Source organism: Gordonia sp. PDNC005 (assembly GCF_016919385.1).
In the GTDB taxonomy this organism is placed as follows: Bacteria; Actinomycetota; Actinomycetes; order Mycobacteriales; family Mycobacteriaceae; genus Gordonia.
On sequence record NZ_CP070351.1, the window covers coordinates 1,391,112 to 1,411,831 of the forward strand.

At 66.7% G+C, this 20,720-nt stretch carries 22 protein-coding genes; 18 read left to right on the forward strand and 4 right to left on the reverse strand.

Annotated features, from left to right (window positions below; translation table 11 throughout):
- Window positions 1–12: 12 nt before the first annotated feature.
- Window positions 13–672: a 4'-phosphopantetheinyl transferase gene (locus tag JVX90_RS06575; RefSeq protein WP_205331595.1), complete on the forward strand. Its 660-nt coding sequence runs from the start codon at window positions 13–15 to the stop codon at window positions 670–672.
- A complete protein-coding gene (truB, locus tag JVX90_RS06580; protein ID WP_205331596.1) occupies window positions 672–1,571 on the forward strand; it encodes a tRNA pseudouridine(55) synthase TruB in 900 nt (299 codons plus the stop codon). Before JVX90_RS06575 ends, truB begins: the two co-directional genes overlap by 1 nt.
- A 4-nt stretch (window positions 1,572–1,575) precedes the next feature.
- Here truB and JVX90_RS06585 read toward each other — a convergent pair whose 3' ends face one another.
- Together JVX90_RS06585 and JVX90_RS06590 are read right to left on the reverse strand one after the other, a co-directional pair.
- Window positions 1,576–3,015, reverse strand: coding sequence for a carboxylesterase family protein (locus JVX90_RS06585; RefSeq protein WP_205331597.1), 1,440 nt, complete (start codon window positions 3,013–3,015; stop codon window positions 1,576–1,578).
- Window positions 3,016–3,133: 118 nt separating this feature from the next.
- Window positions 3,134–3,817: a metal-dependent transcriptional regulator gene (locus JVX90_RS06590; RefSeq protein WP_205331598.1), complete on the reverse strand. Its 684-nt coding sequence runs from the start codon at window positions 3,815–3,817 to the stop codon at window positions 3,134–3,136.
- 60 nt (window positions 3,818–3,877) lie between these two features.
- On the opposite strand from JVX90_RS06590, the gene JVX90_RS06595 reads away from it, so the two are divergent.
- From JVX90_RS06595 to JVX90_RS06615, 5 genes are all read left to right on the forward strand, one after another.
- A complete protein-coding gene (locus JVX90_RS06595; RefSeq protein WP_205331599.1) occupies window positions 3,878–4,837 on the forward strand; it encodes a bifunctional riboflavin kinase/FAD synthetase in 960 nt (319 codons plus the stop codon).
- Between the two features lie 156 nt (window positions 4,838–4,993).
- Window positions 4,994–5,263, forward strand: a complete 270-nt coding sequence (gene rpsO, locus JVX90_RS06600; RefSeq protein ID WP_008382178.1) for a 30S ribosomal protein S15 — start codon at window positions 4,994–4,996, stop codon at window positions 5,261–5,263.
- A gap of 372 nt (window positions 5,264–5,635) precedes the next feature.
- Window positions 5,636–7,918: a polyribonucleotide nucleotidyltransferase gene (locus JVX90_RS06605; RefSeq protein WP_205331600.1), complete on the forward strand. Its 2,283-nt coding sequence runs from the start codon at window positions 5,636–5,638 to the stop codon at window positions 7,916–7,918.
- A gap of 142 nt (window positions 7,919–8,060) precedes the next feature.
- Entirely contained in the window at window positions 8,061–9,326 is a 1,266-nt protein-coding gene (locus JVX90_RS06610; protein WP_205331601.1) for a sensor domain-containing protein, read from the forward strand.
- Window positions 9,327–9,348: 22 nt separating this feature from the next.
- Window positions 9,349–9,987: a response regulator transcription factor gene (locus JVX90_RS06615; protein ID WP_205331602.1), complete on the forward strand. Its 639-nt coding sequence runs from the start codon at window positions 9,349–9,351 to the stop codon at window positions 9,985–9,987.
- On the opposite strand, the gene JVX90_RS06620 is transcribed toward JVX90_RS06615, so the two are convergent.
- Window positions 9,980–12,034: a neutral/alkaline non-lysosomal ceramidase N-terminal domain-containing protein gene (locus JVX90_RS06620; protein WP_205331603.1), complete on the reverse strand. Its 2,055-nt coding sequence runs from the start codon at window positions 12,032–12,034 to the stop codon at window positions 9,980–9,982. The two genes, JVX90_RS06615 and JVX90_RS06620, sit on opposite strands and share 8 nt — an antisense overlap.
- A gap of 148 nt (window positions 12,035–12,182) precedes the next feature.
- On the opposite strand from JVX90_RS06620, the gene dapB reads away from it, so the two are divergent.
- The 3 genes from dapB to JVX90_RS06635 all read left to right on the forward strand — a co-directional run bounded on the left by dapB (window position 12,183) and on the right by JVX90_RS06635 (window position 13,951).
- The gene (dapB, locus tag JVX90_RS06625; RefSeq protein ID WP_205331604.1) at window positions 12,183–12,935 is read left to right on the forward strand and encodes a 4-hydroxy-tetrahydrodipicolinate reductase; all 753 of its coding nucleotides are present in this window, start codon (window positions 12,183–12,185) and stop codon (window positions 12,933–12,935) included.
- A 42-nt stretch (window positions 12,936–12,977) separates the two neighbouring features.
- Complete coding sequence (locus JVX90_RS06630; RefSeq protein WP_240194152.1) at window positions 12,978–13,409, forward strand: hypothetical protein; 432 nt, start codon at window positions 12,978–12,980, stop codon at window positions 13,407–13,409.
- Window positions 13,410–13,498: 89 nt separating this feature from the next.
- On the forward strand, window positions 13,499–13,951 hold the full coding sequence (locus JVX90_RS06635) for an NAD(P)H-dependent oxidoreductase (protein WP_205331606.1): 453 nt from the start codon (window positions 13,499–13,501) through the stop codon (window positions 13,949–13,951).
- 2 nt (window positions 13,952–13,953) lie between these two features.
- Here JVX90_RS06635 and JVX90_RS06640 read toward each other — a convergent pair whose 3' ends face one another.
- A complete protein-coding gene (locus JVX90_RS06640) occupies window positions 13,954–14,403 on the reverse strand; it encodes a hypothetical protein (protein WP_205331607.1) in 450 nt (149 codons plus the stop codon).
- Window positions 14,404–14,670: 267 nt separating this feature from the next.
- Here JVX90_RS06640 and JVX90_RS06645 point away from each other — a divergent pair, with 267 nt between their 5' ends.
- The 8 genes from JVX90_RS06645 to JVX90_RS06680 all read left to right on the forward strand — a co-directional run bounded on the left by JVX90_RS06645 (window position 14,671) and on the right by JVX90_RS06680 (window position 20,719).
- A complete protein-coding gene (locus JVX90_RS06645; protein ID WP_205331608.1) occupies window positions 14,671–15,477 on the forward strand; it encodes a thymidylate synthase in 807 nt (268 codons plus the stop codon).
- A gap of 88 nt (window positions 15,478–15,565) precedes the next feature.
- Window positions 15,566–15,988 carry a DUF1648 domain-containing protein gene (locus JVX90_RS06650; protein ID WP_205331609.1) on the forward strand — a complete coding sequence of 141 codons (423 nt, stop codon included), beginning with the start codon at window positions 15,566–15,568 and terminating at the stop codon, window positions 15,986–15,988.
- Window positions 15,985–16,482 carry a dihydrofolate reductase gene (locus tag JVX90_RS06655; protein ID WP_205331610.1) on the forward strand — a complete coding sequence of 166 codons (498 nt, stop codon included), beginning with the start codon at window positions 15,985–15,987 and terminating at the stop codon, window positions 16,480–16,482. Before JVX90_RS06650 ends, JVX90_RS06655 begins: the two co-directional genes overlap by 4 nt.
- Entirely contained in the window at window positions 16,479–17,003 is a 525-nt protein-coding gene (gene cobU / locus JVX90_RS06660; RefSeq protein ID WP_205331611.1) for a bifunctional adenosylcobinamide kinase/adenosylcobinamide-phosphate guanylyltransferase, read from the forward strand. The genes JVX90_RS06655 and cobU overlap by 4 nt, the downstream gene beginning before the upstream one ends.
- A complete protein-coding gene (locus JVX90_RS06665) occupies window positions 17,000–18,220 on the forward strand; it encodes a crosslink repair DNA glycosylase YcaQ family protein (protein WP_205331612.1) in 1,221 nt (406 codons plus the stop codon). The genes cobU and JVX90_RS06665 overlap by 4 nt, the downstream gene beginning before the upstream one ends.
- Window positions 18,217–18,567: a nitroreductase/quinone reductase family protein gene (locus JVX90_RS06670; protein ID WP_205331613.1), complete on the forward strand. Its 351-nt coding sequence runs from the start codon at window positions 18,217–18,219 to the stop codon at window positions 18,565–18,567. Before JVX90_RS06665 ends, JVX90_RS06670 begins: the two co-directional genes overlap by 4 nt.
- Window positions 18,567–19,760: a CoA transferase gene (locus JVX90_RS06675; protein WP_205331614.1), complete on the forward strand. Its 1,194-nt coding sequence runs from the start codon at window positions 18,567–18,569 to the stop codon at window positions 19,758–19,760. Before JVX90_RS06670 ends, JVX90_RS06675 begins: the two co-directional genes overlap by 1 nt.
- 29 nt (window positions 19,761–19,789) lie before the next feature.
- Window positions 19,790–20,719: a hydroxymethylglutaryl-CoA lyase gene (locus JVX90_RS06680; RefSeq protein ID WP_205331615.1), complete on the forward strand. Its 930-nt coding sequence runs from the start codon at window positions 19,790–19,792 to the stop codon at window positions 20,717–20,719.
- The last annotated feature ends 1 nt before the right edge of the window (window position 20,720 follow it).

Consider the following 20,720-nt stretch of genomic DNA (forward strand, 5'->3'; position numbering starts at 1 on the left):
AAAATCGAACACATGATCTCGCGACTCGTGCCGTCCGGCGTGGGCGCCGCCGAAACATTCGGCGACCCACCCGGACTGACCGCCATGCCCGCCGAAGAGAGCCTCATCTCGCAGGCGGTGGAGAAGCGTCGTCGTGAGTTCATCACGGCCCGACACCTCGCCCGGCAGGCTCTCGGGCAGCTCGGATACGACCCGGTGCCGATCCTGCGGGGCGAACGCGGCATGCCGTTGTGGCCGAACCAAGTGGTCGGCAGCATGACACACTGCGACGGCTACCGCGCCGCCGTCGCCGCGTACACGATGCAGGTCCGCTCGCTCGGCATCGACGCTGAACCGCATCTGGCGTTGCCGGACGGCGTCCTCGGCCACACCTCGGTTCAGGCCGAGCGCGACGTTCTCGCCACCCGTGACGACGACCTGCACTGGGATCGCCTTCTGTTCTGCGCCAAAGAGGCGACCTACAAGGCGTGGTTTCCGATCACGCACCGTTGGCTCGGCTTCGAGGACGCCCACATCACATTCACTCGGGACACCGACGGCTTGAGCGGCACGTTCACGTCCACCATCCTGATCGACGGCTCCACCATCGACGGGGGCGACCCGCTCCTGACGTTGCCGGGGCGGTGGGCCGTGACGGACGGCCTGATCCTCACGACGATTGCGCTCACCTGATGGCCGATTCCAGTATCGACAACGCGGGACTGCTCATCGTCGACAAGGCTGCCGGAATGACCAGCCACGACGTCGTCGCCAAAACTCGCAAGGCGTTTCAGACCCGTAAAGTGGGTCACGCGGGCACCCTCGACCCGATGGCGACCGGTGTCCTGGTGATCGGTGTCGAGAGGGCCACCAAGCTTCTCGGTCTGCTGTCGCTGACGACGAAGTCGTACGCTGCGACCATCCGGCTCGGCCAGAGCACGAACACCGACGACGCCGAGGGCGACGTCCTCGAATCGGCGGACGCGAGCAGCGTTACCGACGACCAGGTCGTGGCCGGCGTCGCTGCGTTGACCGGCGACATCCTGCAGATCCCCGCCAAGGTCAGCGCCATCAAGGTCGACGGTCGACGCGCTCACGTCCTCATGCGCACGGGGGAGGAGTTCGAGCTCGACGCCAGGCCTGTCACCGTGTCGAGGTTCGACATTCTCGACATCCGCCGTGACGGTGCGTTCGTGGATGTCGACGTCGACGTCGACTGCTCGTCAGGAACCTACATCCGTTCCCTCGCGCGGGATCTCGGCGCCGGTCTGGGCGTGGGCGGTCACCTGACCGCGCTACGCCGCACGGCCGTCGGGCCGTTCACCCTCGACCACGCGCGGACGATGGATGCCGTGTCCGAGGCACCGGGGCTGTCCCTCGGCATCGACGATGCGGCGAAACTGTGTTTCCCGCTGCGCGAGATCACCGACGACGACGCGGAGTCGATCAGCCAGGGCCGCTGGTTGGAGCCGGTCGGGATGAAGGGGGTCTACACCGTCGTCGACCCGTCCGGGCAGGCGATCGCGCTGGTCCAGGAGAAGGGTCGCCGCGCGAGCTCGGTCATGGTCGTGCGCCCGGCCACCCTCCGCTGACCACTCACACGAACAGGTGCGGCTGCGCTCCTGTGACGTGAGGTTCCCAACCCGGGTCACCGGCCATGACGAATGCCGTCCAGACGGCGTGCATCCGGGTCGCTAGGGCCTGGTCGGGGGAGTCGCCGACCAGGCGGTGCGCGTCGTCGAGATGATCGAAGACGTAGGGGATCTCGACGGCGTGGCCGGCTCGGATGCCTGCAACCGGGCTGTGCCGGCCGAACTCGTACAGGAAGGTGTGAGCGTCCGGCCGGGCGTCGGCGATGTTGATCGTCGGGTCGGAGAACCCGGTGCGTGTCAGTTCGGCGCACAGCGCGTCGCCCGGAGTGACGCCGCTTGCGACGAGTTCGGTGAACCGATGGGTCTGGAGACCGGACCGAGTCAGGAATGCGGCGGCTCCCGCTTCGTCGACCGCGGCGACGATTCCGGTCGGCGCCAGGAAGAAGTGGAACTCGTCGGCATTCCAGCCCGCGAGCAACGGCACTCCCGCGCCGGCACCCTGCGCGATCGAGGCGACAGGGTGCGCAGGGAGGACGTCACCGTCGATCACTGGAAACAGGCTCATGATCCCTTGGCCCGCGGCGATGACCGACTCGCCCCACATAGATGCATCGGGGTTCATCGACAGTTCGAGCGCCATCTGCGTCTGGGCTGCGAGCAGATCCTCGGACGACACGGACGCCCAGCCGTCGGCGGTCGCCTCGACGCCGAGGATCTCGCTGATCCTGGCACTCAGCTTGCGGGCATCGGCGATCGCCGCGGCCGCAACGCCGTTGCCGCTCTCCATGACGGCCCGCTGGAAGAGTCCGACGGCACGCGGTGACGAGAGGAGCGACGCGACGCTCATGGCACCCGCGGATTCACCGACGATGGTGACCTGCGACGGGTCGCCGCCGAACGCAGCGACGTTGTCGCGCACCCATTCGAGGGCGGCGATCTGATCGAGCAGTCCGCGGTTCTCCGGCGCGCCGTCGATCGACGCGAATCCGGGCGCTCCGAGGCGGTAGTTGATACCGACGAACACGATGCCGTCGCGGGCGAAGGTGTCGCCCGCGTAGATGCCGACCCGGTTGGCACCACGTGTGAAGGCGCCACCGTGGATCCACACGAGAACCGGAAGGTCGTCGGCGTCGGTGTCTGGGGTCCAGACGTTGACGTTCAGGTAGTCGTCGCCGGGAGCGTTGACGTTCTCCAGAATGGAGCCGATCGGCTCCGGGTACCCGACCTGCGGTGCCGCGGGCCCGTATTCACCGGCGTCGCGCGGCTCGGTCCAGGCAGCGTGAGGCCGCGGTGCGGCGACTGCGAGATCGCCGACAGGTGCTGCGGCGTACGGGATTCCGAGGAACGCGGCGACGGTCGAACCGTTGCTCGTGGGGACAAAACGGCCACGGACTGGGCCGGACGCGGTCTCGACGACTGGATGCTCGATTGAGGCGGAGGTCACATCCTGCACCCTATCCGCTTCGGGCTCGGCGAGACGGGTTCCCCAAACTCAGCACTCAGAACACCGGTCGAGGGTTATCTTCCCTCGGCATTCGCTGAGAGTACTGAGTTTGGGTGTGTCAGGCGCGTTCGAGGAAGATCGCGCGGGCGGCGATGTCGCCGAGGTGGATCGGCGTGCCGTCGTCCACGCAGACGGTCACCGTGCCGGCGAAGGGGCGCTTCTCGGTGATCCGTACTCGGCAGTCGAGGCTGATGCCGATCTCTTCGAAGTACCGGAGCATCTCGGGGTCGGAGTCGGAGATCCGGGTGATCGTGCCGACATCATCGACGTTGAGATCGGCGAGCTGGAGCGACGGCGACGAGGGCACCGTTCCGTTGGCGTCCGGAATCGGATCGCCGTGCGGGTCGCGTTTGGGATGGCCGAGCTTCGCGTCGATGCGCTGCAGGAGAAGCTCGGAGACGGCGTGTTCGAGGACTTCGGCATCAGTGTGGACCTCGTCCCAGCCGTACCCGAGTTCGCGGACGAGGAAAGTCTCGAGGAGTCGATGACGGCGGACCATGCCGACGGCGGCTTCACGGCCGGTGTCGGTCAGAGTCACAGCGCCGTAGGGAGCATGGTCCACAAGGCCCTGATCGGCGAGCTTGCGGATACCTTCCGACGCGGTGGACGGGGACACGCTCAGCTTCTCGGCCAGCAGTTTTGTCGTCACCTTGGTGTCGGACCACTCCTGCGACGTCCAGATCACTTTCAGGTAGTCCTGGGTCACTGACGAGAGTTCGTCGACCGGGCGAGAGTCGGGCATGAACCAAACCTTACCCACCGGGCACTGCCGAGAGTGCGCACGAGTCGTACTCTTAGACCCGTGTTGCGTTGGCGAGGTTTGGACGAGGTACCTGCCGGATGGGGTCGCTGTGTGGTGACCATCGGCGTGTTCGACGGCATTCACCGTGGGCACGCCCAATTGGTGAACGCGGCGACGCGTGCGGCGGCGGAGCGCGGAGTGCCCGCCGTCCTCATGACGTTCGACCCGCATCCGTCCGAAGTGGTCCGACCGGGGAGTCACCCGCCGCAGCTGTCGACGCTGCGACGCCGCGCCGACCTCGCGGAGGAGATGGGAGTCGACGTGTTCTGCGTCATCCCGTTCACCCCGACGTTGGCGGCGCAGTCGCCCGAGGAGTTCGTTCACGAAGTCCTCGTCGAGCAACTGCATGCCGCAGAGGTGATCGTCGGCGACAACTTCACGTTCGGTCACAAGGCGCTCGGCGACGTCCCGAAGCTCCGGGAACTCGGCCATCGATTCGGTTTCGAGGTGACCGCGGTGTCGTTGTTCGGTGAGCACGCTGTGACCTACTCGTCCACCTACATCCGTTCGTGCGTCGCGTCGGGCGACGTCGAGTTGGCCGCAGAAGCGCTCGGGCGACCGCACCGGGTCGAGGGTGTTGTCGTCCACGGTGAACGACGCGGCCGAGACCTCGGATACCCGACGGCCAACGTCGCTCCGCCGGAGCATGCGGCCATCCCCGGCGACGGGGTCTACGCCGCCTGGTTCACCGTCCTCGGCGACAAGGAAGCGGACGACATCCGCGTCGGCGAGCGCTACGCGGCGTCGGTGTCGGTCGGAACCAACCCGACGTTCTCAGGACGCAACCGCACCGTCGAGGCGTACGTCCTCGACGTCGACGCCGACCTGTACGGACAGCACGTCGCCGTCGACTTCGTCAGTCGTCTGCGCGGCATGGAGTCGTACGACGGCATCGACGCCCTCATCGCCGCCATCGCCGACGACGTCGACCGCACCCGGACGATCCTCTCGGCGGAGTGAGCGCGCGTCTGTTCTGAGAGGGTGGGCTGCCGACGATTCTGACCTGGGTGGACGACCTGGTAACGTACACCGCTGGTGTCGGCTGCGGTCCGTGGCGGCGCACCCTTTCCCTGGTGGGGAAGTCTGGAGCACGGACTGGAAATCAAGGAGACTCTCATGGCATTGACCACTGAAGAGAAGAAGGCCATCCTCGCCGAGTACGGCGTGCACCCGACCGACACCGGTTCGCCGGAGGCTCAGGTCGCGATGCTGACCAAGCGAATCAAGGATCTCACCGAGCACCTCAAGCAGCACAAGCACGATCACCACAGCCGTCGTGGTCTGCTCCTGCTCGTCGGTCGTCGTCGTCGCCTGCTGAAGTACTTGGCCGGCGTGGACATCAACCGCTACCGCTCGCTGATCGAGCGTCTGGGCATGCGTCGCTGACGTAGCCTCTCGACTCCGCTCGAGAGCGGAGAAGATTTCACCTTCGAGGCCGCGACCCACACGGGTTGCGGCCTCGAAGTGTTTTTGCAGGGTGAATGCTAGAATGTCCGTGCGATGAAGGTGCGGTACGCACGAATGGTCGTGACACGTCAGATCGGTCCTCGGTAGTGGCTGTCGGAAGTGCAAGGGCACATCCGGCCGCTTCGATCGAAGGCCGTCTACTCACAGCGCGAGGTGCGCTGTTCACGACCATAGGGCCGTTCCCACACTCTCATCTCGGTAGACCCCCGCGGCGCCTCGCTGCTGAAGGGTCTGCAACTGCATATCGCCTCGCGTGGATCGCGACGGCACAAACAAAGGAAATTCCACTTCATGACTGATGTCATCAACGACGACTTCGACGATTCGATCACCGAAGTCTCCGCTGTCATCGACAACGGGTCGTTCGGCACCCGCACGATCCGCTTCGAGACCGGCCGCCTCGCGCTGCAGGCCGCAGGCTCGGTCGTCGCGTACCTCGACGAGGGCACCATGATCCTCTCGACGACCACCGCATCGAAGTCGCCGAAGGACCACTTCGACTTCTTCCCGCTGACCGTCGACGTCGAAGAGCGCATGTACGCCGCGGGACGCATCCCCGGATCGTTCTTCCGCCGCGAAGGCCGCCCGTCGACCGACGCCATCCTCACCTGCCGTCTCATCGACCGCCCGCTGCGCCCGTCGTTCGTCGACGGTCTCCGCAACGAGATCCAGGTCGTCGAGACCATCCTCTCGCTCGACCCGAACGACCTGTACGACGTCGTGGCGATCAACGCCGCCTCCGCGTCGACTCAGATCGCCGGCCTCCCGTTCTCCGGTCCGGTCGGCGGCGTCCGCGTCGCCCTCATCCCGACCGACGAGAACAAGGCAGGCCAGTGGGTCGCGTTCCCGACCGTCGAGCAGCTCGAAGGCGCCGTGTTCGACATGGTCGTCGCAGGCCGCATCGTCGCCGGTGAAGGCGCATCAGCCGACGTCGCGATCATGATGGTCGAAGCCGAGGCCACCGAGAACGTCCTCGAACTCATCGCAGGCGGCGCTCAGGCACCGAGCGAGACCGTCGTCGCCGAAGGCCTCGAGGCTGCGAAGCCCTTCATCGCCGCACTCTGCGAGGCTCAGAAGCAGCTGGCCGCGGCCGCCGCCAAGGAGACCCGCGACTTCCCGCTGTTCCCGGCCTACGCCGACGATGTCTTCGACGCAGTCTCCGAGTTCGCATCGGCACGCCTCGGCGACGCCCTCGCGATCTCCGGCAAGCAGGAACGCGACAACGCCACCGACGCGCTCAAGGCAGACGTCCTCGCCGAGCTCGGCGAGCGCTTCGAGGGTCGCGAAGGCCAGATCGGCGCAGCGTACCGCTCGCTGACCAAGAAGCTCGTCCGCCAGCGCATCCTGACCGACCACTTCCGCATCGACGGCCGTGGCATCACCGACATCCGTGAGCTGTCGGCCGAGATCGGGATCATCCCGCGTGCGCACGGCAGCGCACTGTTCGAGCGTGGCGAGACCCAGATCATGGGCGTCACCACCCTCGACATGGTCAAGATGGCTCAGCAGGTCGACTCGCTCGGCCCCGAGACCAGCAAGCGCTACATGCATCACTACAACTTCCCGCCGTACTCGACCGGTGAGACCGGCCGTGTCGGTTCGCCGAAGCGCCGCGAGATCGGCCACGGCGCACTCGCCGAGCGCGCCATCGTGCCGGTGCTCCCGAGCGTCGAGGAGTTCCCGTACGCGATCCGCCAGGTGTCCGAGGCTCTCGGCTCCAACGGTTCGACGTCGATGGGCTCGGTCTGTGCCGCGACCATCTCGCTGCTCAACGCCGGTGTGCCGCTGAAGGCTCCGGTCGCAGGCATCGCGATGGGCCTGGTCTCCGACGAGGTCACCATCGACGGCAAGACCGAGACCCGCTACGTCGCCCTCACCGACATCCTCGGTGCCGAGGACGCGTTCGGCGACATGGACTTCAAGGTCGCGGGCACCAAGGACTTCGTGACGGCTCTCCAGCTCGACACGAAGCTCGACGGCATCCCCTCGAAGGTTCTCGCCGGTGCGCTGAGCCAGGCCAAGCAGGCCCGCCTCACCATCCTCGACGTCCTCGCCGAGGCCATCGACGAGCCCGACGAGATGAGCCCGTACGCTCCGCGGATCACCACCATCAAGATCCCGATGGACAAGATCGGCGAGCTGATCGGCCCCAAGGGCAAGACGATCAACGGCATCACCGAAGAGACCGGTGCCAACATCTCGATCGAGGACGACGGCACCGTGTTCATCGGCGCCGCCGACGGCCTGTCCGCTCAGGCGGCGATCGACAAGGTCAACGCCATCGCCAACCCGCAGCTGCCGAAGGTCGGCGAGCGTTTCCTCGGCACCGTCGTGAAGACGGCCGCCTTCGGCGCGTTCGTCTCGCTCCTGCCGGGCCGCGACGGTCTCGTCCACATCAGCAAGCTGGGCAACGGCAAGCGCATCGGCAAGGTCGAAGACGTCGTCAAGGTCGGTGACAAGCTCCAGGTGGAGATCGCCGACATCGACGAGCGCGGCAAGATCAGCCTCATCCCGGTCAACAACGACGCGGACAAGGCAGACGAGAAGAAGACGGAGGAGAAGGCTGACGCCTGATCCCACAGATTGACCGCTCCGGCCCGCGACACGCACTTCTGTCGCGGGCCGGAGTCGTCTGCACAGGGTGGTGCTGGCTCTACCATGAACTGTCCACCCCGGGCCCGTGACTCCATTCGCGCAGGTCAATAGCGTTCAAGGCATGGCAACGACTGATATGAATCCAACCGTCCGCTCGGCAGACGAGCCGTCGCCCGGTGCACCGTGGCAGCGAATGCGCCAGTCGCCGCTGACATACCTCTTCTCGTCCGCGCCGTTGCGTGCCGCGACGTACACGGGTGTCACGCTGGTTCTCGGTTGGCTGACGATCCTCGTGTACATAGCGATCGTGCTGCTGCCATTTGTACCCGCGTGGGCGAATCTGCTCGGCAAAATCGAACGCCAGCGCGTGAGACTGCTCGGACTGCCCGAGATCGGCGACCCGCACCGACCCGTTGACGGTGGCCTCGGGATGCGGATCGGAGTCCGACTCGGTGAGGCGTCGACGTGGCGCGAGGTGGTCTACACACTCGTGGTGGCGGTCCTGACCCCGGTGTTGACGCTGGTGCTGGTTCTCGAAGGGGTGGTGTTCGGCCTCTTCGCCCTGGCACCGATGTTCGTCGAGCGGGACATGCCGATCGAGCTCGGCTTCTGGACGGTGAGCAGCACTGCGGAGGCCTGGGTGCTCGTCCCGATCGCGATCCCGCTCCTCATCATCACGCTGTACCTGTGGGCGGGCGTAGCGGCTGCGACGGCGTCGATCGCGATCGCTCTTCTCGGACCCCGCCAGGAAGAGCTCACCGCCCGCGTCGAGGCGCTGGAATCGTCCCGCGGTGTGCTCGTCGACTCGTTCGAGGTGGAGCGACGCCGTATCGAGCGGGATCTCCACGATGGACCACAGCAGGAGCTGGTGGGTGCAGCGATGCAGTTGGGCGAGATCGCGCAGATGAACGACGACCCGACCGTCCGCACCGACGTCGAAGCTGTGCAGGCGCGGGTCGAGCGCGCTCTCTCGTCTCTGCGGGACACGGTGCGCGACATCCACCCGCAGGTTCTCGAAGACCACGGTGTTGAGGCCGCCTGCGCCGAGCTCGGCGGCCCGGTGGTCGTTCATGTGAGCGTGGGCGACGGGTGGACGCCAGGTCGACGGCTGTCGGGCCCCGTCGAGAGAGCGCTCTACTACACGGCGAGCGAAGCGGTGACGAATGCCGTCAAGCATGGGGCGGCATCGACGGTGACGATTCACCTCGCCGGCGCGGACACGGTCACGATGACCGTCACGGACGACGGTGCGGGCGGTGCGGACGTCTCGGCAGGCAGCGGGCTCGCCGGACTCATCGAACGGGCCGAGGCCGTCGGAGCCGCTCTCACCGTCGACAGCCCCGTGGGCGGGCCGACTGTCCTTCGGTGGTGCGGCCCGTCGTCCTGACGGCGTCGGGGACAATCGGACGGTGACCCTACGCATCGTCCTGGCCGAGGACTCGATCCTGCTGGCCGAAGGAATCCAACGCATTCTGGAACGGGCAGGCCACGAGGTGGTCGCCGTCGTCGACAACGCCGACGCACTGCGGCTCGTCGATGTGACCGCCGTCGACCTGGTGATCACCGACGTGCGTATGCCCCCGGGGGCGGGGGATGACGGCCTGCGCGCAGCGCTTGAACTCCGCAAAGGCCGGCCCGGACTGCCGGTCCTGGTGGTGTCGCAGTACGTCGCCGCCGCGTATGCCAGGACGATGCTCGCCGAACCCGGGGGAGCGGTCGGCTACCTGCTCAAAGAACGGGTCGGGCGTGTCGCGGACTTCCTGCGGGCCGTCGACACGGTGATCGCCGGTGGCGTGGTCGTCGACCCGGAAGTGGTCGCCTCCATGTTCGCGACGGCGGCACTCGATCGACTCACGCCCCGTGAATCCGAAGTGCTCGAACTCATGGCTCGTGGTGCGAGCAACTCGGAGATCGCGGAGTCGCTCGTCGTGTCCGACGCCGCCGTCTCCAAGCACGTGGCGAACATCTTCGCCAAACTCGACCTGCGTCCTGAGACGGAGAACCGCCGCGTGCGAGCGATCCTTCTCTACCTGGGACGGGTCAGCTGACCTTGATGCGACCCGTGGTGCCGGTGATCTCGCGCAGCGCGCCCGACGCCGACTTCACGTCACCGTAGTACCGGATGCGGTAGTCGCCCGCGGGCGTGTTGCGCGGCACGTGCCAGGACACAGTCACCTTGGACGCCGACGCGCTGCCGCCGGGGCGGACCCACGTCATCTCCGTCGACTCGTGATCGTCGTTGAATGCAACCGTCCACCCGGTGCCGGTGAAGCGCTCCACGGCGAAGTAGCCCTTGGTGCCTTTGCCACGGCGGATCTTGTTGGACGGGAAGGCCCCGCAGAAGCTCGCCGAGACCGTTGTCCCGACCTTCGCCGAGGCCGGGACCTTCGACACGACCTGACCGAACTTGCGGCCGGGCATCGGGGTGTCCGCCGGCTGACCGCCGAGGAGGTCGGGCTGCAGATCGTCGCGGTTCGCCGGGCGCGCGCCGGCAGGCTTGCGGCTGCCGCGCGCCATCGAGCGCGCCATCGAATGGAACTCCTGCATGTATGCGCACAGCGTCCACCGGCCGAACAGGCTCTCGCCGCCCTCGTACTGCTGGGCGATGTACTCCTCCGGAGTCACCGTGTACTGGCTGTAGCCGTTCGAGTAGCCCTGGAGCAGGACGTTCTCCAGCGGCATGCCGAGCGCGTCGGCGACGAGGCGGCGAATACGCAGACCAGCGACGATCGTCGTCTCCGACGGCATCGCCGCAAGAGCGAGATCGCCGATGCGAATCAGCTGGATCGGCAGACGCTGCTCGATCCACGAGCGCGGGGGCAGCAGCCCGAGGGGAAAGAGGTCGGCCTTCGGTGCCTGGACATCGAGCATCCACTGCGCCGGGGTGGGCGTCTTGCCTGCGCCGAGCGCCATCGCGAGCTCGTTGCGCATGCCCTCGTGCAGGATCGCGAGCTGGCTGCGGTTGTTGTCCTCCATGCTCGTCGCGGCCGCGGCCATGCCCATGATGGCGGGCGACGTGCGGGTCGACTTGCCGTTGGGGGTGTAGTGACCCGAGATGTGCAGGTCGTCGAGGTTGAGGTAGCGGGTCGCCGTGTCGACGCCGCCCTTCGACATCGCGCGGGCACCGGACAGTGCACGCTGGCCTGCATCGTCCTGGCGGCGGCCGATGAGCACACGGTTGGTGCGATGATCCTCGGTGGGCCCGCCCGGGTTCATCTTCCGCAACCACAGATTCGGCGTCATGTCGCCCGCGTTCGTCTGCGCGTGTGCCGCGACGACACCTGCGTTGCGCTGTTCGGCGAGGTACGACGCGTAGCCCTTGTTGTCGGGGCCGATCTGGAAGTTGTTGTCGGTCAGTGACGTGCCGTGGGTGGCGAACCAGGTGATCTCACCGATGGTCTGGCCGCCGCGGCGGAGACGGAGCGCGGTCACCTGAGGGTCGATGTTCTCCGGAAAGTGGCGACGGTCTTCGGCGGCGTTGAGTTTGAACGCGGGCATCGACCGGTTCGCGCTGGCGTTGTGCAATTCGTCGTGGCCGAGTTCGACGGTTCCGGGTCCGAGGGTGCGGTGAGCTTCGTCGACGGCGTCGAGCAGGCCGGCGAGTTCGGCCTTCAGGGAGTTGCTGCGGTGACCCATCGCGGCCAGCACGTACGCGTAGTCCCACGACGTGCCGCCGCACGAGTTGTGGTTGTGCGTCGCGTTGATGTTCACGTTGTGCACGTTGTACGTGTCGCCGTAACGCTTGGCGAGTTCCGCCAACAGGAGATTGTGGTGCGAGGTGAAGATGCACGCGATGTCGGCGGTGATGAACAGGACGCGCTTGCCGGTGGCCGCGTCGGCGATGACGTAGGCGCGTGCCCAGGTGCGACCGAGAAGGCCCTTGGCGACCTGCTCGGCGTCGGAGTAGCCCATCATGCCCTGACCTGCGATGGCGCCGGTCATATCGCCTTTGCCTGCGCCGACGAGGTAGCCGGTGGCGGCAGCTGCCGGGCCGGTCTGGCTGACGGCGACTCCGCCGATCGTGGCTGCTGCGGCGGTCGCTGTCGCACCGACTGCGGCTGCCTGCAGGAGTGAGCGGCGAGAGATGTCAGACATGAGTCTCCTCGAAAGTGAAACGCGTACTAGTCAAGCGATTCTGTGACCCTAGCCTCATTCGATCGATCGATCAAGAATCCTCGTCGGATGTGGTCGGGAACGTGCTTCTAGACTGGACGGGAGATCCGCGACAAGAGAGGCTCCGCTCATGGGCAACGGCATCCGCACGGGTGTACTCGGCAGCAACGGCAAGGTCGGCAAGGCCATCATCGAAGGTGTCGAAGGCTCCTCCGACGCCGTGTTCACCGTCGGCGTCGACAAAGGCGACTCTCTGCAGGCCTTCGTCGATTCGGAGACGTCGGTCGTCGTCGACTTCACCCACCCCGACGCCGTGATGGACAACCTGAAGTTCTTGATCGACAACGGGATCCACGCCGTCGTCGGCACCACCGGATTCACTCCGGAGCGCCTCGCGGCGGTCACCGAGTGGCTGGGCACGAATCCGCGAAGTGGTGTCCTGATCGCACCGAACTTCGCGATCGGCGCGGTCCTGTCGATGCACTTCGCGCAGCAGGCCGCACGCTTCTTCGACTCGGTCGAGGTTGTTGAACTCCACCACCCGCACAAGGCGGATGCGCCGTCCGGCACCGCCGGGCGCACCGCGCAGCTCATCGCCGCGGCCCGCGCCGAAGCCGGGCTCGGACCGTCGCCGGACGCCACATCGACGGGTATCGAGGAGGCGCGCGGCGCCGACGTCGACGGTGTCCGCGTTCACTCGATCCGCCTGGCCGGCCTCGTCGCCCACCAGGAAGTGCTGTTCGGCACGCAGGGGGAGACGCTGACCATCCGTCACGACTCCATCGATCGCAACTCGTTCGTCCCCGGCGTGCTCCTGGGCGTTCGTGAGATCGGTTCGCGCCCCGGCCTCACCGTCGGCCTCGAGCACCTGATGGATCTGTGACACGTGTCTGCACGTAGACCCGATTCCCGCCCGATCGTGGCGATGATCGCTTTCCTCGTCATCGCGATGTGCGTCTACTTCGTGATCCTCGGACGCATGGCGGTGAATCTGATCGGGGAGGGGACCGCAGTCTCGATCGGTTTAGGTGTCGGCGTGTTCATCCTCCCGCTGCTCGGCGTCTGGATGATCGTCGCGACGCTCAAGTCGGGGATCGAACACCAGCGCATGTCTGCGGCAGTCGCCGACCTCGGGCGAGAGCTCGACGTCGACGAACTGCCGCGGCGCGCGTCGGGCCGCATCGAACGCGACGCCGCCGACGAACTGTTCGCCCAGGTCAAGGACGAGTGGGAAGCGGACCCGTCCGACTGGGTCCGCACGTACCGCATCGCCCGCGCCTACGACTACGCGGGCGACCGCTCCCGCGCCCGCGAGATGATGAAGCGCGCCGCGGGTCAGTACCGCGCCCGCGCGTAGAATCAGCACCGATATGTCGGGCATCGCCCGAGGTCGGCTCGATATCGCCGAATCGGTGCTCGGAACACGGGGCGTGGCACAGTGAAGACATGGCCCGCCTGCTGATCGTCCACCACACGCCGTCGCCGCACTGCCAGGAGATGTTCGAGGCCGTGCTCGCGGGCGCAACCGACTCCGAGATCGTCGGCATCGACGTGGTGCGGCGTGCGGCGCTCTCCGTGTCGCCCGCCGAGATGCTCGACGCCGACGGCTTCCTCCTCGGCACGCCCGCCAACCTCGGCTACATGAGCGGTGCCCTCAAGCACGCGTTCGACACCTGCTACTACACGATCCTCGATTCCACGAAGGGTCGGCCGTACGGCCTGTTCATGCACGGCAACGTCGGTACCGAAGGCGCAGAACGCAGTGTTCACTCCATCGCGGGCGGGCTCGGCTGGGTCCAGTCGGGGGCCGACGTCATCGTGTCCGGCAAGCCGACAAAAGCCGATCTCGACGCGTGCTGGGAGCTCGGCGCGACGATTGCGGCCGGGCTGATGGGCTGACCTCAGCGTGCGAGGCGGTGATGTCCCGCTCTGCTTCTGTAGCTCGGTGATCGGACGTGCAGGTGCAAGAGCGTGATGATCAGCGCCAGGACCGATGCGATGAGGCATGGACCGATCAACTGCCCCCACCAGTCGGCCCAATTCACCACGCCGACCACTATGAGCGCCATGTACGCAGCGGTCGCCGCGACCGACACTCGGGCACGCATGACACACGCTGCGACGATCGCTGGTGCCAAAAGCACAAGACCGAGCTGGACAAGCGGCCAAATGCCGAACACGTTCACGTAGGTGTCCGTGCATTCGGCATCGGATCGCACGCCTTCGATGTATATCTCACCTGTCTTGCCGCACGAGACTGCACCGTTTCTCGCCTCTGAGAATGCGCGTGACACGATGTCGGCAACGCCGAGGACGGCGAGCAGCATCCACGCGGCACGGATTCGTCTCATGACGCCGAACCTAGTCGTCTGAGTGGCTCCATCGGCCGGTTCCGGCGTCTCGCATATGCGTCGGTCGCGACGGCTTGTCTAACCCATTACCGGTCAGCGGGGGGAGACCTCTGACGGGGCCTGCTCGCCGTGCGCGGCGATGGTTGAACGCAGTCGGCGTCGGAACGTCACCGGCGGATCGTCGGCACCGCCCATGTGGGGCGGCGCGCGTGACACTCGTGGCGTGCCGACGGCCGCGGCGTGGGCGAGGTCAGTAGACTCGGGAGCGTGAGCACGCCGATCCCCACACCGTACGAGGACCTGCTGAAACTGGTCCTGGAGACAGGCACGCCGAAGGCGGACCGTACCGGTACCGGGACCAGGAGCGTGTTCGGGCATCAGATGAGGTTCGACCTGTCGGAGGGCTTTCCGCTCATCACGACGAAGAAGGTCCATCTCAAATCGATCGTTTACGAACTGCTGTGGTTCCTGCGCGGCGACTCGAATGTCGGCTGGCTTCAGGAGCACGGAGTCACTATCTGGGACGAGTGGGCCGACGCGGACGGTGAACTCGGGCCGGTGTACGGCGTGCAGTGGCGCAACTGGCCCACTCCGTCGGGCGATCACATCGACCAGATTCAGAACGCCCTCGACACGTTGACGGCCAACCCGGACTCGCGACGCAACATCGTGTCCGCGTGGAACGTCGGCGAGATCCCGCAGATGGCGCTTCCGCCGTGCCACGCGTTCTTCCAGTTCTACGTCGCCGACGGAAAACTGTCGTGTCAGCTGTATCAGCGCAGCGCGGACTTGTTCCTCGGAGTTCCGTTCAACATCGCGTCGTACGCGCTGCTCACGCACATGATGGCGCAGCAGGCGGGACTGGACGTCGGTGACTTCATCTGGACCGGAGGCGACTGCCACATCTACGACAACCACGTCGAGCAAGTCACCGAGCAGTTGTCGCGCGAGCCGTTCGCCTACCCCCGTCTCGAGTTGCGGAAGGCCGCGTCGATCTTCGACTACGAGTTCGACGACGTCTCCGTGGTCGACTACACGTCGCATCCGGCGATCAAAGCCCCGGTGGCGGTCTGACGTGGTCGGCATACGTAAACAGGATCGGCCCGCCCCTGACTATCGGACCGGTCCGATCACCGGTGCATTCCGTTGGGTGGGCCCTGCTGTGACCGCCATCGTGACCGTCACGCTTCTGGTGACTTATCCGTCACTGCCCGGCGAGGTTCCGACGCATTTCAACGGTTTGGGAGAAGCGGATTCGTTCGGTCCGCGGTGGTCGGTGCTCATCCTGGCGGCGATCTTCACGGTGATCGGTGCAGTGCTTCCGTTCCTCGCGCGCAAGCCGCAACTGTTCAACCTCCCAGTGAGAGTCACCGAAGCCAACGCGCAGGCGCTGTACCGCGAAGGCGAGACGATGCTGGTGTTCGTCGGAGTCGGACTCTCTCTGCTGTACGCCGGCATCGGACTCGCAGTCCACGAGATCGGCAGCGGAATCGCTCTGGCGACAGGCTTCACCGTCATGATGGGCGCCGTACTGATCGGACTGATCCGCACCTTCCGAGTCTCCGCGCGAGCGGAGCAACGATGACGGTCGCACTCGTCTGGGCGCAGGACCGTGTCGGAGCAATAGGGAAGGCCAACACCATCCCGTGGCGCGTTCCCGAGGACATGGCCCGCTTCAAGGCGCTCACCGGCGCCGGAGCGGTGATCATGGGACGCAAGACGTGGGAGTCGCTCCCGGCGTCGTTCCGCCCACTCCCGGGCCGACGAAATGTGGTCGTCACCCGGAACAGTGCGTTCGACGCGCCGGGCGCCGAGGTGGTCGCCGGTCTACAGGATGCTCTCGACCTCGTCGACGGTGTCGCATCCGTGATCGGCGGAGGCGAGATCTACGCGGCGGCGATGACCCTCGCGACGGACCTCCGGGTCACCGAAATCGATCTGCACGTCGAGGGTGCCGATGCGTTCGCACCCGAGATCGACCTCGACATCTGGCAGGCCGAGTCCACAGGGGACTGGATGTACTCGAAGACCGGAACGCTGTACCGATTCGTCGACTATCGACGACGCCCACTGCCGTGACAAGCGAGTTCCTCGTCGGTGCCGCCCGGTCGGGCAAGAGCAGGCACGCGTCGGAGCTGGCAGCGGAGACGGGCGACCGGGTGATCGTGGTCGCCACGGCCATCGCGGGCGACGCGGAGACCCGGGCGCGGATCGCACGCCACCGCGTCGACCGACCGACCGAATGGACAACCGTCGAGGAGCCGTACGATCTCGCGAATGCGGTCAGACGCCACGCCGCCGACGGAACCGTCGTGATCGTCGACTGTCTCACCATGTGGCTGGCCAACCTGCACTACGGCGTCGACCCTCCGACGGACCGCGAGCGTGAACTCGACGACCTGGTGGCTGTCCTCGACGGCCCGCCCGGACGAGTCGTCGTGATCTCCAACGAGATCGGGGCGGGTGTGGTGCCGGCAGACCCGGAGTCCAGGGCGTTCGTCGACAATCTCGGACGACTCAATCAACGGGTTGCCGCCGCCTGCGACCGGGTCACGCTCCTCGCGGTGGGACTCCCGCTTGTACTGAAGGACACACGGTGACCGCTGACATCTCGTTGCCTCAGGCCAGGCGCATCGCGCTCGCCGCGCAGGGTTTCACTGACCCGATGCCGTCGGGAGCGCCGACCCGAAGCCATCTGAAGCGGGTCGTCGGCCGCACCAGGTTTCTGCAGATCGACTCGGTGAACATTCTGGCGCGCGCGCATTACATGCCGACGTTCAGCCGGATCGGGCCGTACGACGAGGGACTTCTCGATCGCGCGGCCTGGTCGGACACCAAACGGTCGCCGCGCCTGTACGCCGAGTACTGGGCGCACGAGGCCGCATTGATCCCGCTCGACGACTGGCCGTTGATGCGCTGGCGGATGGACGACTACCGGGACGGCCGCTACCGCTACACGCGCGATGTGATGCGACGCAACGGCGAGCTCGCGGCGGACATCCGCGCGGTGATCGTCGCGCGGGGAGCGTCGACGCCACGGCAGATCGAAGGCGCGCTCGGCATCGAACGACCCTCGGCGGCGGCCGGAAGCTGGTGGGACCGCGGCGATGTGAAACACGTCTGCGAAGCGATGTTCGCCTCCGGTGACTTGTCCGCGACACGCAACGCGAACTTCGTCCGGCACTACGACCTCGCCGAACGCATCGTCGGTGACGAGCGTGCGAGATTGAAGATTCCGCGGCACGATGCACATCGCGTGTTGGTTGGACAGGCTGCCGCCGCGCACGGTGTCGCAACAGTCGCCGATCTCGCCGACTACTACCGGATGACCACCGCGCAGGTACGTGCCGTTCTGCCGGACCTCGTCGACGACGGAGTCGTGACCGAGATCTCGGTCGACGGCTGGCGCGACGCCGCCTATCTCCATCGGGACGCGCGGACTCCTCGGTCCGTGCGTCGCAGCACCTTGCTGTCGCCGTTCGACCCGCTCGTGTTCTTCCGGCCGCGCACCGAGAGACTCTTCGACTTCCACTACCGCATCGAGATCTACGTGCCCGAAGCCAAACGGGTGCACGGCTACTACGTCCTGCCGTACCTGATGGACGATAGGGTCGTTGCGCGCGTCGACCTCAAGGCCGATCGTGCGGCCGGGGTGCTGCAGGTTCTGGCGTCGCACGTCGAACCGGACGTCGACAGGGCAGAGGTGGCGCAGCGGCTCGCTGTCGACCTGCAGGCGATGGCCCGCTGGCGCGGGCTGGACGAGGTGAACGTCCACGCCCGCGGAGAATTGGCGACGCACCTAAGCTGTTCGGTGTGAACACTTTCCAGCGTGTTGCCAAGGCTGTCAATGCAGTGATGCTGCCGATCATGAAGGCCCCGATCATCGGACCGAAACTGCGGTCGTCGATGACCGAGATCACCTACACCGGGCGTCGGAGCGGTCGGACGATCAGTCTGCCGGTCGCCTTCCAGCGTAAGGGCGACGACACCGTGGTCATCGGGGTGGCCGCTCCGTCGCAGAAGACGTGGTGGCGCAACTTCCAGCCGGGACCCGAGCCGATCAGCATCGTGCTCGACGGTGTCGCCCGCACCGGTACGGGTGTGGCGAAGAGCGGCGACAAGGGCACCGCAGTCATCGTCACCCTCGACGCACTGCCTGCTTGATGGCTCGCCGACTGCCGTTGGACGGTGTGCGGGTTCTTGAACTCGGCAACTACATCGCCGCGCCGACCGCTGGGCGCATGCTCGCCGACTTCGGTGCCGAGGTCATCAAAGTGGAACGCGAGACCGGCGACGAACTGCGCAACTGGCGCCTGTACGACGGCGAAACATCGATGCTGTTCCGCACGATCAACCGGAACAAGAAGTCCATCGTCCTCGACTTGCGGACCGATGAGGGTCGCGACGACGTGCGGGCGCTCGCCGCGCACTGCGACGTTGTCCTCGAGAACTTCCGTCCAGGGACGATCGAGAAGTGGGGACTCGGCCCCGCGGAGCTCAGCGAGGCCAATCCGGACCTGATCTTCGTGCGCATCTCAGCGTTCGGGCAGACCGGGCCCTACGCCGAACGGCCGGGCTTCGCGGCCGTCGCCGAGGCCTACGGCGGCTTCCGGGAACTCGTCGGAGATCCCGATCGGCCACCGGTGCGCGTTGGCGTGTCCATCGGCGACTCGATCGCGGGGTTGTACGGCGCGTTCGGCGCGGTCATGGCCTTGTACGGGCAGCTGCGCCGCCGCGACGAGTCGCCCGAACCGCTGCCGCTCGAGGACAGGATCGTCGACGTCGCACTCAACGAGGCGATCTTCTCGATGATGGAGTCGTTGGTGCCCGACCTCGGCGCGTACGGCGTCACCCGCGAGCGGACCGGCGGTCGGATGGAAGGCATCGCACCGTCCAACGGCTACACCTGCGGCGACGGACTGTCGGTGGTGATCTCCGGCAACGCCGACGCGATCTTCGGACGCTACATGCGGGCCATCGGTCGCCCCGATCTCGCCGACGACCCCGACCTGTCGACGAACGACGGGCGCTGGCGGCGTCGCGACGAAGTCGACGACGCGATCGGCGCCTGGACCGCGACCCTGCCTCGCGCAGAGGTGCTCGCAGTACTCGACGACGCGGGCGTTCCGGCCGGCCCGATCTACACCGCCGCCGACATCGTCGCCGACCAGCAGTACCAAGCGCGGAACATGGTGCAGCACTTCGATGTCGACACCGGGGCAGGCACCCTGCGCAGCGTCGGATTTCCCGGCATCGTGCCTGTCCTCGGCGAGAGGTCGCTGCCGATCCGCTCCGTCGGACCGGACCTCGGTGAGCACACCGACGAGATCCGGGCGCGATTCCTCCACGATGGATGACTCGCTCGAAGCGTCGATACACTCGCGACATGACAGCCCTCCGCGACGCGATCCTGCGCGATGTGACTCTCCGTGACGGTTTGCAGTTGACGGGCAAGGCACTCGATGTGCAGACCCGTGTCGGCCTGGCGCGGACGTTGCTGGCCGCGGGAGTGCCTGAGCTCGAGATCGGGTCGATGGCCCGGCCCGATCTGGTGCCGCCGATGGCGGGGTCGCTCGACGTGGTCGCCGCCCTCACGCCGGAGGAGCTCGAACGCTGCTGGATCTGGGTCGCGACGCCTCGACACGTGGAGAGGGCGATCGCGGCGGGAGCGCGCAACGTGCAGTACTGCTTCTCGGCGTCCGACGCCCACAACAAGGCGAACATCGGTCGCCTGACGGAGGACAGCGTTGCCGCGATGCCGCAAGCGATCGACATGATCCGCGAAGCGCGCGGGCGTATCCAGTTGTGCATCGCGACGGCGTTCACGTGCCCGTTCGACGGGCCTGTCGATCCCGCCCGAGTCCGGGGCATCGTCGCCGATCCGCGCACGGTGGAGGCCGACGACATCGTCCTCGCCGACACGCTCGGCCAAGCGCACCCGGCACAGGTGTCCGACCTCTTTCGAACAGTCGACGCCGCAGCGCGACGCCTCGTCTTCCACGGCCACGACACGTGGGGGATGGGCGTCGCGAACTCGCTCGCCGCGATCGAAGCGGGCGCCCACATGGTGGACGGTGCACTCGGCGGTCTGGGCGGCTGCCCGTTCGCCCCGGGAGCGAGTGGCAACACGTCGTCGGAAGACCTGTTGTTCGCGACCCGGCCCGACTACCTCACACCGAAGCTGCTCGGGACGCTCGTCGAAGCGGGCGAGGAGTTGCTCGCCGAACTCGGGGAGACCTCGCGATCGAAGACGGCGCAGGGGGCGCGGTCGAGGGCATCGGCGTTCGAATGGGTGATCGGCGGTACCGGCCAGTAAA

Coding starts and splice junctions, on each gene's coding strand:
- JVX90_RS06575 (WP_205331595.1), top strand. CDS start 13: ATGATCTCGCGACTCGTGCCGTCCGGCGTGGGCGCCGCCGAAACATTC.
- truB (WP_205331596.1), top strand. CDS start 672: ATGGCCGATTCCAGTATCGACAACGCGGGACTGCTCATCGTCGACAAG.
- JVX90_RS06590 (WP_205331598.1), bottom strand. CDS start 3,817: ATGCCCGACTCTCGCCCGGTCGACGAACTCTCGTCAGTGACCCAGGAC.
- rpsO (WP_008382178.1), top strand. CDS start 4,994: ATGGCATTGACCACTGAAGAGAAGAAGGCCATCCTCGCCGAGTACGGC.
- JVX90_RS06605 (WP_205331600.1), top strand. CDS start 5,636: ATGACTGATGTCATCAACGACGACTTCGACGATTCGATCACCGAAGTC.
- JVX90_RS06610 (WP_205331601.1), top strand. CDS start 8,061: ATGGCAACGACTGATATGAATCCAACCGTCCGCTCGGCAGACGAGCCG.
- JVX90_RS06620 (WP_205331603.1), bottom strand. CDS start 12,034: ATGTCTGACATCTCTCGCCGCTCACTCCTGCAGGCAGCCGCAGTCGGT.
- dapB (WP_205331604.1), top strand. CDS start 12,183: ATGGGCAACGGCATCCGCACGGGTGTACTCGGCAGCAACGGCAAGGTC.
- JVX90_RS06630 (WP_240194152.1), top strand. CDS start 12,978: ATGATCGCTTTCCTCGTCATCGCGATGTGCGTCTACTTCGTGATCCTC.
- JVX90_RS06635 (WP_205331606.1), top strand. CDS start 13,499: ATGGCCCGCCTGCTGATCGTCCACCACACGCCGTCGCCGCACTGCCAG.
- JVX90_RS06640 (WP_205331607.1), bottom strand. CDS start 14,403: ATGAGACGAATCCGTGCCGCGTGGATGCTGCTCGCCGTCCTCGGCGTT.
- JVX90_RS06655 (WP_205331610.1), top strand. CDS start 15,985: ATGACGGTCGCACTCGTCTGGGCGCAGGACCGTGTCGGAGCAATAGGG.
- JVX90_RS06675 (WP_205331614.1), top strand. CDS start 18,567: ATGGCTCGCCGACTGCCGTTGGACGGTGTGCGGGTTCTTGAACTCGGC.
- JVX90_RS06680 (WP_205331615.1), top strand. CDS start 19,790: ATGACAGCCCTCCGCGACGCGATCCTGCGCGATGTGACTCTCCGTGAC.